Origin of the sequence: Salicibibacter cibi (assembly GCF_016495865.1) — a bacterium.
GTDB lineage: Bacteria > Bacillota > Bacilli > Bacillales > Marinococcaceae > Salicibibacter > Salicibibacter cibi.
Map to the genome: position 1 here is coordinate 1,042,524 of NZ_CP054706.1, position 14,142 is coordinate 1,056,665.

Genomic DNA, 14,142 nt, shown 5'->3' on the forward strand with positions numbered 1-14,142 from the left:
ACCACACACCATCGTTGGATGGACTATAGGTTCACCTATAGCCTAAATCTAGACCCTTACATTCGAAAGTTAGTCAGTTCTTTTCCGTAAGAACATTCTCACCATACATCGTGAGCTTTCCAACTTTCGGGCAGGTGTTGAAGGTTGACGTACCTTCGGCCTTAAAACGGGCATATCAATTGGAGGATTTGCCTGTCAGGGGGGACGCGTACGTCCAATGGTTATATGCCTCAATCATCGCCCAAAACTTCAAAAGGTGCAAGAAACTCATGAATAGATGAACCCAGCCACTGTTTAAAAGGGGTAGGATGAATTTTTTCTGCAAAAAATCATCCTTCAAACTCTAAAATGCAGTTTATTTTTGTAAGAAAAGACTTTGAGTGAGATTAAAACTTTAGTTTTTGAGTGTTAATTAACTGGAAATTTAAACCTTAAGGATTTAAAGCGTAAGTTCTGTTTATTCGAAATTATAGTTGATATTGAATATTTCTGATGATATAATTCATTACAGAGCGTGTTCAAAAAGCCCCTAAATATTCATGAAAAAATAAAAACGCACCCGAGCAAAAAGAATGGATTGCCGGATTTTCCCTTTCATTTCCATTTTTGGCTATATGAACGGAACTCCGCTACAGCTATTTTTGTTTGCAAGGCTACTTATTGAACAACCTCTTACAGCGATTTGGTCGACTGTATGCATCATTATGTAAACGCTTTTATATTAAATGAACATAGGGATACATACGAGCATAAATTTGCAAAATATTGTAAATTAAATTAAAAAGAGATGGTGGAGGAGACAGGGACTGAAATACCTGTATTTAAGAAGCTAATCAAAACCCGTAGTTTATGGATGAATTATCCAATAACCAAAGGTGTTAATATTAAACCAATTAGTTACGGTGCTCGTTATCTGAATTGAAATTATCCATGAATCGCTGTAACCACCGGATTACAACCACATCCTATCTGGGGAGAAGAAGTCTTTGTTTATATGCCTTTATTATGACTATCACTGTATAAACACATCATGGGTAGTAAATTAATTTTATGGGCAGGTGCATCAATTATGGGTATAAGAAAGGAAAAACCTCAGGAGGAAAATGCACAAAGAAAACAAAGAAGAAAAATTGCTGTGCCAGACGTTTATGTCATTATATTTAGCTTTTTGGTGCTAGCGTTTATAGCAGCCTACATTCTACCCTCAGGTGCTTATGAAAGAGTAGAGGAAGATGGGATTACACAAATAGTGCCAAATAGTTATCAATTTACTGAACCGGATGCAGTTACTTTGTTAGATGCATTTTCAGCTATTCCAAGAGGAGTTGTTGATTCAGCAGATATAATATTTTTAATTTTAACAGTTGGTGGAGTTGTTGCTATAATTGAATCGACAGGGGCGATAAATGCGGGGATTAATAGTCTTATAAAAAAAACAAAAGGAAACATTAGCGCGATAATTATAACATTCTGTTTAATATTTGCCACCATTTCTTCAATAGGAATTACGGTTAATGCAATTATTGCGTTTGTTCCTATAGGAATTTTGATTGCGCGTTCTTTAAAATTAGATCCTGTTGTAGCAGTAGCGATGACATTTCTCGGTGCATATGCAGGGTGGAGTGGAGGTGTATTTGACCCTACAGTTACAATACTAGGGCAACAGATCGCTGAACTTCCCTTATTTTCAGGTTATATGTTCCGTATTGCTATCTTTGTAGCCTTTGTCACTGTTACTATTCTTTACATTTTACGATACGCTAAAAAAGTAAGGAATAATCCTGGAAAAAGTTTAATGGGTGCAAACCCTTTTTCTCACCTTTCCTTGGAGGAAGACAAAATTGATCAAAAAGAAACGTTTACACTTAAGCATATGATAATACTAATTATATTTCTATTGACTATAGGCTTTTATGTATTTGGTGCTTTAAATTTTGATTGGGGGATTAATGAACTTTCGGCTATATTTATTGGTCTTGGTATCGTTATTGCCCTTATTGGAAAAATTAATCCAAATGAGTACGTTAGACAATTTATGAGTGGAGCTCATTTGGTTATGTACGGAGCTCTAGTTGTTGGGATGGCACGTGCAGTTGTTATATTATTGGAAGATGGTCAAGTTATTGATACGATTGTTAACAGTGTTACTTATTTGTTAGGTGATTTTCCTGCAGTAATATCGATGGTGATACTGTATATATTTAATTTTATATTTAATGGACTTATCACCTCCGGTTCAGGACAGGCTGCAATTGTTATGCCAATCATGGTACCCATAGGCGATATGCTAGAAGCTACAAGACAAACAACATTTGTAACATTTAAATTGGGGGATGCAGTTTCAAATATTATAACACCGTTAAGCGGTACATTAATGGCATGCCTAGCTATTGCGAAAGTTTCATATGTTAAATGGCTTAAATTTGTTTTACCAATAACGATAATTTGGATTATTATGGGTGCTATTTTTGTTGTAATAGCAAATTTAATAAATTTAGGACCATACTAAAGCATAATAAATCATCTGGCGTAAAGAGTGGATTTTGCGTAGTGGCCAGCCACTACTCACATGAGATTTTCAGTACATGCTTATAGCAGTTTACTATTTTTATGGGAGGTAGGGGAATTATGGGTTTTAAAGGAATTAGTGATCTGATCACAAGTCGCCGCGAGGAGTATTTGGAGCAACTTTTCACATTACTAAGACAAAAGAGTATAAGTGCTCAAAATATTGGGATTGAAGAATGTGCACTTTTGGTAAAAGAGTTAATGAAGGAAGCAGGAATTAAAAATACTAGTCTTATGGAAACCGACGGGTATCCAGTTGTTTATGGGGAAATGATTCAAGACCCAGAAGCGTTAACCCTTCTTATATATGGGCATTATGATGTTCAACCGCCCGACCCTGTTGAAGAATGGCTCACACCTCCGTTTGAGCCAACAATACGAGATGGGAAAATATTTTGTCGCGGCGTAGGGGATAATAAAGGACAACTTTTAGCGCAAGTACTGGCTATTAAAACTTATCTTGATCATTATGGATCCCTGCCAATAAATATAAAATTTCTTTTTGAAGGTGAAGAAGAAAACGGGAGTAAAAATTTAGCATCATTTATAGAAAAAAATAAGGATATGTTAAAAGCAGATCTTGTGTACACTTCAGATGGTCCTATGCATGATAGCGGAGCACCTTATGTTCTGCTTGGTGTACGTGGCATGCTTTATATTGAAATGACAACTAAAGGAGCCAATTGGGACAATCATGCTGGAAACAAAGGAAATATTGTACCGAACCCTGCATGGAGGTTGGTTAATCTATTAAATACTATGTATGATAAACACGGGCATATTCTTATCGAAGGGTTTTATGATCATATTCGTCAGCCGAGTGAACGAGAAAAACGAATAATGAAAAATTTGCCTTTTGATTTGAATCAAGTTGCGGAAGGTATCGGTTATAAGGATTTGGACATGGACGGTGAAACTTACTATAATAAACTGACCATGAAACCAACATTTAACATAGCGGGTTTCACAAGCGGTTACAGTGGAAAAGGAATGAAAACGATTATACCATCGGAGGCAACAGTAAAAATGGATATGCGTGTCGTAGTGGACCAAGATCCAAAAGATATTTACGAGAAGGTTTGCTCCCATGTGCAAAAATATGCTCCGGATGTTGAGGTGAAGTACTTGGGCGATATGATACCTTCTCGAACATCGACCGAAAATAAGTTAGTAGAGGTTGTTACGAAAGCTGTTCATGATTCGTATAATCAAGAACCTGTTTTACAACCAAGTTTGGGAGGAAGCTTACCTGATTACGTTTGGACAAAAATTCTTGGTTTGCCATCTGTAATAGTGCCTTATGCTAATTTTGACGAAGCTAACCATTCACCAAATGAGAATATGAATGTTGAAAACTTCTTTAATGGTATACATTGTACATGTCATGTAATAAATTATCTTGGAAACTACACGAAGAAATCTTCGAACACTCTCATTTCATGAACTCTAAATTGTTTTTTTCACGTCGTTTTTGCCTGTGATTCAATAGATTTGCAAGAACTTTAATTCTAGGAAATAGAAGGCAGCGGAGGGTTCAAGTGAAGACATAAAGGGACAATAGTCAGTTCAAAAAAAGCCTCAAAAGTAGAAATGAAAACTAATCTTAAAAAGATCATAAGTTCAGAAATTCTGATGTCGTTTTTTTGTGTGACTGACGCCTTCTTTATTCGTGTCGCTGTTGGGCAATCTCCATGTAACACATGATATCTATATTTTGTCACCAGAAAATATGTTCAAGGTTATTTATAAAAAAATAATTCATAACATTTGATAATTAATGCATAAACCAATATACTGGTTCTCACCCAAAAAGGTCAGCCAGTCATTTATGGCACAACATGTAGTGTTCAATACGGCAAATCCAAAACAATTCAATATACTGTGTTTTTAAGGACGTATTTTAAAAAGACCTATCTTTTTGGGGGCAAACCATATACTGGTTTTATGAAAAACATTACACATCTCCATCGTGTTCCTGTGAGAATGCAGGTATATCACGCTCTTAAAGAAGCCATTGTTACCTTGGATCTCAGTCCGGAGGTTCGCATACGAGATCAAGAGCTTGCCTCGAGTTTTGGAACAAGTCGGACTCCGGTTCGAGAAGCTTTAAAGAAATTAGAGGACGAGGGGCTTGTTCAGTCGATGCCAGGATCTTTTACCCGAGCAACTCCATTAAACATTGAGGAGGTGAAACAAGCGTTTATTGTAGTTGCCGAACTGCATGCACTGGCTACACGACTAGCTATACCTTATATGCAAGAAAAAGATATTAAATTGCTTGAAGATTACAATACTACGTTGGATCAAGCAATAAAGGATAAAAATGTTGCTGAAGCGGTTCAAGCCGATGATGGTTTTCACGATGTATTTTTAAAAGAGTCGAGAAAAAAAGAAATTTGTGTGGCTTTAGAGTGTATCCTTCAAAATAAGGCGTCTTGAATTTGCTAAGTTTGGTTCTCTGAAGGGTTTGGAATCGGTTAACCAGCATAATGAGATTATTGGAGCGGTCTTTAGAGGAAATGAAAAGGATTGATCCGAGTTAATAAAAGGAAATTGGCTCAGTCTTGGTCAAGTACTTACTAAAAAAGCGGGAGGGAAAAGATTATGAGTATGGTAGAAACAAATTATGAAGTGCACGATACAAAAGTTTTAAACTGGGCGAAAGAAATAATTGAAGGAAGTCCATCTGAACAGTTAGTTCAGCAGGAAGTTATTAATGCTGTGGAGCGAAATGCCATCTGGAGAGGACAAGAGTGTTTGAATCTCCTCGCTCCGGAAGCCCCTACAAGCCCGGCTGTTCGCAGATTGTTATCAGCCGAAGTGGGAACACGAGCAGCAGAGGGGCATATCGGGAGCCAACAACGGTGGTTTGCCGGGACAAAATACATTGATGAAATTGAATCCTTGTGCATTGAACTGTTAAAAAAAGTATTTGACTCAAATTATGCCGACCACCGGCTAGTGGCAAGCATGATTGGCAATATGGCCGTTTACACAGCATTAACAGAACCGGGTGACGACATTATGACATTGTCTCAACCGTTCGGTGGGCATTCGAGCAACCGCAACGATGGACCTGCGGGTGTTCGAGGATTGAAAGTTACAGACGTTCCGATGGACCCAGTTGAACTCGAAGTTGATCTCGATAAATTTGCGGCAAAAGCACGAGAAAAAAAACCAAAAGTTGTATCGCTAGGGGCTTCCATGACCTTATTTCCTTTCCCTCTCAAACAAATGAAAGAGATTGTTAGCGAATGGGAAGGAAAAATTTTCTTTGACGGTGCCCACCAATTAGGGCTTATTGCCGGAGGGAAGTTTCAAGATCCTTTAAATGAAGGCGCAGATGTGATGACCGGATCTGCAGGGAAAACGTTTAGCGGTCCACAAAGCGGGATTATGGTCTGGGATGATGTTAATCTTACGAAACCATTTACCGATACGATTTTCCCTACCCTTGCAGCTACGCATCAAGTCAATCGCGTTGCCGCTTTAGCGGTGTCTTGCGCCGAATTCCTGGCATTTGGAAAAGATTATATGGAACAAATTGTTACAAACGCCAAGGCTCTCGGAAATGCGCTTCACCAAAGAGGAATTTCCGTACTCGGTTCCGATAAAGACTTCACGGAAACCCATCAAGTTATTCTCGATGTAAAAAGGTTCGGGGGTGGCTACGAAGTAGCCAATAAGCTGGCGGAAGCCAATATTATAACAAATAAAAATCTCATACCTGGCGACCGCCCCGAAGACTGGGATTATCCAAACGGTCTCAGAATCGGAACAACGGAAATTACAAGAAAAGGCATGAAAGAACCAGAAATGGAAATGATTGCTGATTACATCGATCAGCTCCTTAATAACAGAGAAACACCTGAAAATGTAAAATTAAAAGTCCTTGATATGACCACATCATTCCAAAAAATTCATTATTGTTTTTGATGAAAAATGGTGCGCATGCTGATTTCATTTAAAATTTTAAGATTCTCTTGAAAAGGAGAGGGTCATCCTTTTTCAGATACCGCTGTAGTTTGGGATGGCTTTGCTCCAGAACTGGTAACCAAATCCACCAATGTCCTGCTTCAACTCACGGAACTTACATTCGATTTTGAAGCGATGTCCTAAAGGTGAATATATCTGTTGGCGCAATCGTCCGGTCGGTGCTGCCCAGAATAGCACTGCCTGTGATAGGTCACCAAGACAAAGCTTAGTTCTTGATAGAGTCCTTTGCCCCCCCAGCAAATTCAGTCATAGATAGTGAACCATTTCTTCCTTGCCGTACAGGGTTACGGTCGCGGTTTCAAACTCGGATGCGTGAGTTTGGAATAGCTCTTTCAACTTGACGACAGAGTCCTTCTTCCGCGGACGCCCCCGCCCTCCTTTTCGGGCGGGCGGATGTTCATAGGCAACCGCATTCGTTTTTGCTTTTGTCACGATATGCATATGGGTGTTACTGGGCTGATTCAACGGATTCAACTGGTTCAACCGTTTCAGCGCAGGGATACTCAGAAAATAGCGATCCAAAAATAGCAGAGCCTTATTGAACATTTGGGTAGCCGCGAAACCCTTGTTCAATCATTTGCACGACATGTGTATCTTGCCGCTCTGATGAGGCGTTATTCCAGCCGAAAATAGTCTTCACGCCATCTTGGAGGTTCATGAACAACGGTAAACAGAACCATTTTTCTGGGTCCCCATGAGAACGCCGACGCCCCCTCAAATAAATGACCAAAAATGTACGCGGCTTTGGAGGAGTTCTCGGACTCCTGATGGAGTTTCTTAACGGCGGGTATGTGACGGGCTTCCTTGCCCTGTTTCATCCCATCGCCTACAAGGACGACTCGTCCATTGAGGTGAAGAGGGGAGCGAAACGTTTGACCACCTCAAGCCACTTCCGTCGCAGAGATTCCAACGACCATGCGGAGGAGCGAAAGAAATGAATCAGCGTATCGTAACGATGAGCAGGTAGCAAGAGATCGCGCATGACAGAGGTAACGCCCAAATGATCCGAACGTAGTATGAAACCTATGATGTATGGTGACGAACCAATGACAGGTTTTTTCCTGGGAAAAGCACTCACGACATTCACAAAGGATAGCATTCATATATTTTAGCATGTGTATGGTCAATCGCGTGAAAATAGGGTACACTTCCACTATAACCCTTTCAGCGATTTGATCTCCTTTCTGACAGGTTAGGATATCAGCACACCTTCGCCAGAAAGGGTTATTTTTTCTGCTAGAACTCTTCATTGTCCAGATATTATTAATGGAGGGATAAATGCATGGCACTTATGTCTGAAACTTCCTAGCACTCCGAGGTTATTTCTATATTAAATAAAAATGGAAAAAAGTAAATTATCATCTTTTCCCACAATTAAATAATAAACAATTAAAAGATCTAATAAAAAAAATGGTATTTAAAATGGTATTTACTCGGATTTGAGATGGACGAGCAATAAAATTAAACCGGTAAGGAAGATTGGGGTTATGAGCTTCTGTAGCCGGACAAGAAGCTAGTATGATCGGTAGTGAATCGGCTTTATCTAATGAGGACTGATCACGCGAAAAGGATGCGACGCTGAAGTAATACAATCCAATTTTCAGAATATGTCTATAACATATTGATTTTTATGATTATCCCATTAGCTCAGAATGAGTAATCGTTTCTGTTGAAGCATACAAAGTCAATAAGTGTCATGGACGCATTTCTCACAGCAGAACCTATCCCTCCACTTCAGGTTGAATAGGTTTACGTTATATATTATAGTTAACTCTCATTTTTGAAAGGAAGGATTTTTGTGAAGGAAGAATTATTTACGAGATTGGAAGAAATCTATCCAGACTTAGTCGCATTTAGAAGGGACTTACACAAGTTCCCTGAACTATCCCATACAGAAGTACACACACCGAAAAAGGTTGCAGACTTTCTAACAAATTTAGGATTGGAAGTTAGAACTGGTGTTGGCGGACGCGGTGTAGTTGGCATTTTAAAAGGTACTAAACTTGGGAAAACCATTGCTTTACGTGCAGACTTTGATGCGTTGCCGATTCAGGATGAAAAAGACGTGGAATATAAATCACAAATCCCAGGTGTTATGCATGCATGTGGCCATGATATCCATACTGCAGGTCTTCTTGGGGTAGCAAAAGTATTGAGTGAAAACCGTGACTCCCTGGCAGGAACAATTGTATTTATTCATCAATTCGCTGAGGAAGTCATTCCAGGTGGCGCCAAATTCATGATTGAAGATGGTGCAATGGATGGTGTTGATGTTGTATATGGTGCACATGTAAGCTCATCAGATCCGCTTGGTGTTGTCGATGTAAGAGATGGAAATATGATGGCAAATGGGGATACATTTGAAATTGAGATATCTGGAAAAGGCGGACATGCTGCCACCCCACATTTAACTGTGGACCCACTGATTGTCGGAAGCCAAATGATGCTTAACTTACAACAAATTGTTAGCCGGCAAATAGATCCATTACAATCAGCTGTCGTATCAGTAACTTCTTTTCAAGGTGGAGATAGTTTTAATGTCATTCCGGACAAAGCAACTATTAAAGGAACAGTCCGAACCTTTGATCCAAACATAAGAGATTGGGTGGAAGAATCAATTAAAAAAATTGCAGTTTCTACTAGCGACACATTTGGAGCCACAGCAACCTGCAATTATGTTAGAGGGTATCCGGCTGTAGTCAACAATCCAGAAGAAACAGATCGTATAGAACAAACTGCAACAGAACTATATGGAAAGGAAAACGTCAAACGCAATCCACCTAAAATGGGAATGGAAGACTTTGCTTATTATGTGAAAGAGGCGCCAGGCACATTCTTCTGGGTTGGAGGGGCAATGGAGGATTATGGAGATGTTTATCCACACCACCATCCAAAATTTAATGTACTAGAAGAATCGATGCTTTATATAGGCAAATTATTTATTGGAATAGTGTTAAATTATTTAGAAAAGGAAAAAAACGTTCCGCCAAAAAAGGAGTAAAACTAATAGATTATAATAGATTACTGATACCTATGAAATTCTGTAAAAAAAAGAGTCTTTGAAAATTTATTTTATTTAGGGAGGAGTCTTACTTTGGGAGATGTAATAGAAGTTGCCAATAGTGCTCCGTTTTGGATTTTTGCCTTTATCATCATTGGGATTGTTATATTCCAGGCAATCATCTTTTTGCGCATCGCAAAAAAATCAGCTCCAGATGTTGGGATGACACAAAGAGACGAAAGAATTGCTATGAGGACTGGGCTCATTACTGCGATTGGTCCGTCTGTTGCCGTTGCGATTGTAATAATTTCTTTAATTACGATTCTAGGTTCTCCAATTACATTAATGCGTATTGGAATTATTGGTTCAGCAGCAACAGAATCAGGAGCTGCTCAAGTAGGGGCAAATGCATTTGGAACAGAGCTAGGAGGGGATGATTTTCCTATAGAAGCTCTAGCAACTGTAGTATGGACGATGTTTTTAGGAGGGATGGGTTGGCTGATTGTTGTAGCGTTATTCACCAAACAATTAGGGAAAACACAGAAAAAAATTGAAAAAAATAATCCCAAAATAATGTCTAGTGTTACCTTAGCAGCTATGTTAGGAGCATTTGGTTTTCTAGTAAGTGATGAAATGATCATTAGTATAAATCACACAATTGCTGGAATTGTTGCTGTAGGGTCAATGATCGGGTTTATGATTATTGCTGATAAATTGGATATTGCATGGATAAAGGAATGGTCATTGGGTTTTTCAATGGTTATTGGCATGACCGTTGCTCACTTAACCACAATGTTCTAATCTAAAATAATAACACGAAGCATAGGGAGCATAATTAATTATAAAGGGGGAGAAAGAAATGAGCGCAAATCCAGAAAAAGTTGAGACGGAAAATGTAAACACAAATGCATCAGTTGATAGTGCAATGGATGTTTTTCATAATCGAGCACATTTTTGGGGTCGTACTACACTTTGGGTATTAATAGTAATGTGTTTAGTGCCACCATTATATGTGTCCTTTGTTTTAGATGCGCATCCAGGCTGGGATTTAATTGGCGTGGGGTTAATTGGTTACGCTTCGTTTATCGGTATAATGTGGGTGTTAGAGCCAGTTACGTATTACCCTACCCTTGGGATTGCCGGAACTTATTTAGCCTTTTTAACAGGCAATATCGCAAATCTATGCCTTCCTAGTTCAGCATCAGCACAGAAAGCAGTTGGAGCAGAAGTAGGCACTCGTAAGGCAGAAGTTGCTGGAACATTTGGAATTGCCATGGCATCGCTAGTGAATACGGTAATCATTCTTTTAACTATCTTAGGCGGAACCTACATTTTGTCTATGTTGCCTGCAGCCGTGGAAGGTGTCTTTGACTTTATACTTCCTGCTATATTCGGCGCAGTATTAGGGCAATTTGCGTATAAAACACCACAATATGGTGTTCTTGCCATAGTCATTGCAATGGTAGTATTATTTTCTCCTGTTTTTGAGGCAATTCAAATTGCAGCATGTGTCGCGCTAACTATTACAGCTGTTCTCTTTATGGAAAAACAAAAAAATAAAAGTGCAGAAACGAAAAATTAGAAGAAAAGAAAGCATTTTTTTCTCGGTATCTGTTAAATGAGCAGACCGGTGGAGAAGTCATGTTTATTCAAGACGTCAACGTTACCAATTATGAGGGTATTGCCAAAGTTAACGGTTTATAGACTTAAAATTTGACGAAATACAAAGTTTAAATTACCAGTTCAGATAGAGAGCAATGCTTATTAGGGGAGACAGGAATAATCTTGTCACACCAGCCTCGGTGAACTCCGGTGGTTTATATTACAAGAAGGAAGGTTTTTTATGAGTTCAGAATTAAAAGAACATTCACTGGTAGCACTCGCAGAAAAAATCCAAACAAAAGAAGTTTCAGCGATCGAAGTAACAGAGGAATTTATTGCTCAAATTGAAAAGTATAATCCCATCGTGAACGCTATCGTTTCCTTTTCACCTGAACGAGCTCGGTCTGAGGCTCGAGCTGCCGATCATCGTTTGGCTAATGGGGAGGTGGATGGTCTCTTACATGGCATTCCGATGTCGTTTAAAGATACGCACGATGTAGCTGGTCTTCCGACGACGAAGGGATCGCCTGTTTTACGAGATAATGTACCGGAAAAAGATGAATTGATCGTTGAACGTTTGCGAAAGGCTGGCGCCATAACCCTCGGTAAAACAAATGTCCCTGAATTCGCGGCAGGTTCTCATACCTTTAATGAAGTGTTTGGGATGACTCGTAATCCGTATAATTTGGAGCGAACATCAGGTGGAAGTAGCGGGGGAGCGGCTGCGGCACTTGCAACGAATATGATTCCGCTCGCAGACGGGAGTGACATGGGGGGTTCTTGCCGTAACCCGGCCGCCTTTAATAATGTCGTTGGGATGCGACCTTCGCCTGGTCGCGTTCCTACCCATACAAAACCAAATGCTTTTTCAAGATTGAGCGTCCAGGGACCGCTGGCTCGTACGGTTAAAGACGCAGCTTATATGATGACGGTGATTGCCGGATATGACAAGCGGGATCCCATTTCTATTAAAGAGAGTGGGGAAATTTTCAATAAATCGCTTCAAAGAGACTTTAAAGGGGTACGTGTGGCTTATTCTTCCGATTTAGGAGGTCAAATCCCTATTGATCCGATGGTGCGTGAGGGATTTTTAGAGCAAATACCTATCCTCGAAAAGCTTGGTTTTGTCGCGGAAGAAAACTTCCCGGATATGTGTGGCGCTGATGAGGTGTTTAATGTCTTGAGAGCGCACGATATGGAAACGGCCGCGGGTGAAATGGTCGAAGAACACCAGGAAAAGATCAAAGATACGTATGTCAAAAACGTGGAACTTGGCCGTCAACTTTCCGGACCGGATGTCGGAAAAGCAATGCGGTTACAAACCGAGTTGTTCTCCCGTATGCATACTTTTTTCGGGAATTATGATTACCTCGTCCTTCCTGTCAGTCAGGTTCCTCCATTTGATGCCGAATTGGAATATCCAACAACCATCAGCGGTGTGAAGATGGATTCTTATATTAGCTGGATGCGTTCATGTTCGCTCATCACTGCCACCGGCCATCCCGCGATTTCTGTCCCCGCTGGTTTTACTAAAGACGGCCTTCCACTTGGCTTGCAAATCGTCGGTCCTCATCAAGCAGATTTCGAGATCTTGCAAGCGGCTTTTGCATTTGAACAAGCTACTCATTATAGGAAAAAATTCCCTGTTCTAATTTCAAGAGTAAGATGATCTTTCGTTTTGTTTGGTTGAACTATAAATATATGGAACACCTTGAAAATATTTTGACGATTATATTATGTACATTATTTATATACTTATCCAATGCTAAAGGAGGAAAATCTTATTTGTCTCTGTTATCTGATCCCGTGATAAGTCACACTGGAAGGACCATTTGATGAAAACACAAATTTTATAATGCTCTTAATCGCTATATACAAAGCAAATATTCATGGAACAATCATTAGAAAACAATGGAAACCGATATGGTGTAATTTTGGGTATGCAGGTTCCCGACTTCAATCTGGAGACCCGACTGTCCTTGGACTTGCCGGTTTCGTTGGTAGCACTTGATTCAACGACGATGGCCGTAGGCGAAAACCGGCTTCCCTGGGCGCCTTACCACGGGAAACGTAGCGGCGTTAAAATGCACCCCTATTTCCGTGTGGACACATTGCTCCCCATCCAAGTGGAGACTTCCAAAGGATTGACGCATGATGCGCCCGTTGCTAATTCCTTTTCCTACCATTTGATAACATCTGTATCCGTCAACAGAAGAACAGTATTCGGCGAAAAAGCGTGGGTTACGATGACGCTAATCAAATGGAGACTAGGACAGAAATAGTAGTACGGCTAAAACGTACACCATGGCAACGATGATAAAGCACACAACGTAAATCAGTGAAAATTTCGGCTTATGCGCATGTCTGAAATAGAATTGCATCATACCTATACTGCCTAGCATAAACGTTACGACACAAAGCACATATAATAATAACGCGACTACATGCAGGAAAGGGCTATTGAGATGGGTGCCTGCCAAAATACTGATGGACCCTAAGTAAAACCATACCTAGGGACTGCTGAATAATGGAAAAAGACTGGCACATAAGCATTTTCCGTTGGTGTTGTCAAAACTGGATGCAAGGAAATCCATCCTATAAGCAAAAAACCCTTGCACTTCTGACAACGTACGGAGGGATGGTGCTGCAATGGCGAGACTCCAGCGGAAAAACGGACGCGTCAAGCCCCCGCAGCGCCGGTTTTGCGCGAGGAGGCTTGACCGTTCGTCCGCGGAAAGCGAAGCCATGGAAGCGACATCCCGGCTTCAGCTGATAGCTGCAAGTTGTTCAGCAATCCCTACATAGCTTTGTGTCCATACATTTGTATAATCGCTCAATACTTTCTGAAAACTGCTTGGGTGGCGGCTAAATGTTTTATTAAAAAAATAGATGATGATCAAATTCAACATCAATAATGGAAAACCATAGGTGATGACGTATAAAAGAAAGTATATGAAAAAAATTCTACGAGGTAT

General features: G+C 40.0%; 10 protein-coding genes and 1 pseudogene. 10 read left to right on the forward strand and 1 reads right to left on the reverse strand.

All coding sequences use genetic code 11. The annotated features are described in order from the left end of the window. Nucleotides 1-1,030 precede the first annotated feature (1,030 nt). The 4 genes and pseudogenes from HUG20_RS05250 (at nt 1,031) to HUG20_RS05265 (ending at nt 6,504) form a co-directional block, all read left to right on the forward strand. Nucleotides 1,031-2,509 (forward strand): YfcC family protein, encoded by a 1,479-nt coding sequence (locus HUG20_RS05250; protein ID WP_246476547.1) that lies wholly within the window; start codon nt 1,031-1,033, stop codon nt 2,507-2,509. A 119-nt stretch (nt 2,510-2,628) separates the two neighbouring features. After that, nucleotides 2,629-4,011 carry a M20/M25/M40 family metallo-hydrolase gene (locus HUG20_RS05255; RefSeq protein ID WP_200088857.1) on the forward strand — a complete coding sequence of 461 codons (1,383 nt, stop codon included), beginning with the start codon at nt 2,629-2,631 and terminating at the stop codon, nt 4,009-4,011. A gap of 501 nt (nt 4,012-4,512) precedes the next feature. Further along, a pseudogene (locus HUG20_RS05260) lies at nt 4,513-5,176 on the forward strand (GntR family transcriptional regulator). Next, a complete protein-coding gene (locus tag HUG20_RS05265; protein ID WP_200088858.1) occupies nt 5,173-6,504 on the forward strand; it encodes a serine hydroxymethyltransferase in 1,332 nt (443 codons plus the stop codon). Before HUG20_RS05260 ends, HUG20_RS05265 begins: the two are co-directional and overlap by 4 nt. Nucleotides 6,505-6,810: 306 nt before the next feature. On the opposite strand, the gene HUG20_RS05270 is transcribed toward HUG20_RS05265, so the two are convergent. Continuing rightward, nucleotides 6,811-7,110, reverse strand: coding sequence for a hypothetical protein (locus HUG20_RS05270; RefSeq protein WP_200088860.1), 300 nt, complete (start codon nt 7,108-7,110; stop codon nt 6,811-6,813). 1,252 nt (nt 7,111-8,362) lie between these two features. On the opposite strand from HUG20_RS05270, the gene HUG20_RS05275 reads away from it, so the two are divergent. The 6 genes from HUG20_RS05275 (at nt 8,363) to HUG20_RS05300 (ending at nt 13,940) form a co-directional block, all read left to right on the forward strand. Beyond that, a complete protein-coding gene (locus tag HUG20_RS05275) occupies nt 8,363-9,565 on the forward strand; it encodes a M20 metallopeptidase family protein (protein WP_200088862.1) in 1,203 nt (400 codons plus the stop codon). Between the two features lie 93 nt (nt 9,566-9,658). Next, on the forward strand, nt 9,659-10,366 hold the full coding sequence (locus HUG20_RS05280) for a DUF5058 family protein (protein WP_200088864.1): 708 nt from the start codon (nt 9,659-9,661) through the stop codon (nt 10,364-10,366). A 58-nt stretch (nt 10,367-10,424) separates the two neighbouring features. Further along, on the forward strand, nt 10,425-11,147 hold the full coding sequence (locus HUG20_RS05285) for a small-conductance mechanosensitive channel (protein ID WP_200088866.1): 723 nt from the start codon (nt 10,425-10,427) through the stop codon (nt 11,145-11,147). A gap of 261 nt (nt 11,148-11,408) precedes the next feature. After that, nucleotides 11,409-12,836 carry an amidase gene (locus HUG20_RS05290; RefSeq protein WP_200088868.1) on the forward strand — a complete coding sequence of 476 codons (1,428 nt, stop codon included), beginning with the start codon at nt 11,409-11,411 and terminating at the stop codon, nt 12,834-12,836. A gap of 220 nt (nt 12,837-13,056) precedes the next feature. Beyond that, the gene (locus HUG20_RS19930; protein ID WP_200088870.1) at nt 13,057-13,449 is read left to right on the forward strand and encodes a hypothetical protein; all 393 of its coding nucleotides are present in this window, start codon (nt 13,057-13,059) and stop codon (nt 13,447-13,449) included. Nucleotides 13,450-13,745: 296 nt separating this feature from the next. Continuing rightward, on the forward strand, nt 13,746-13,940 hold the full coding sequence (locus HUG20_RS05300) for a hypothetical protein (protein ID WP_211200007.1): 195 nt from the start codon (nt 13,746-13,748) through the stop codon (nt 13,938-13,940). The last annotated feature ends 202 nt before the right edge of the window (nt 13,941-14,142 follow it).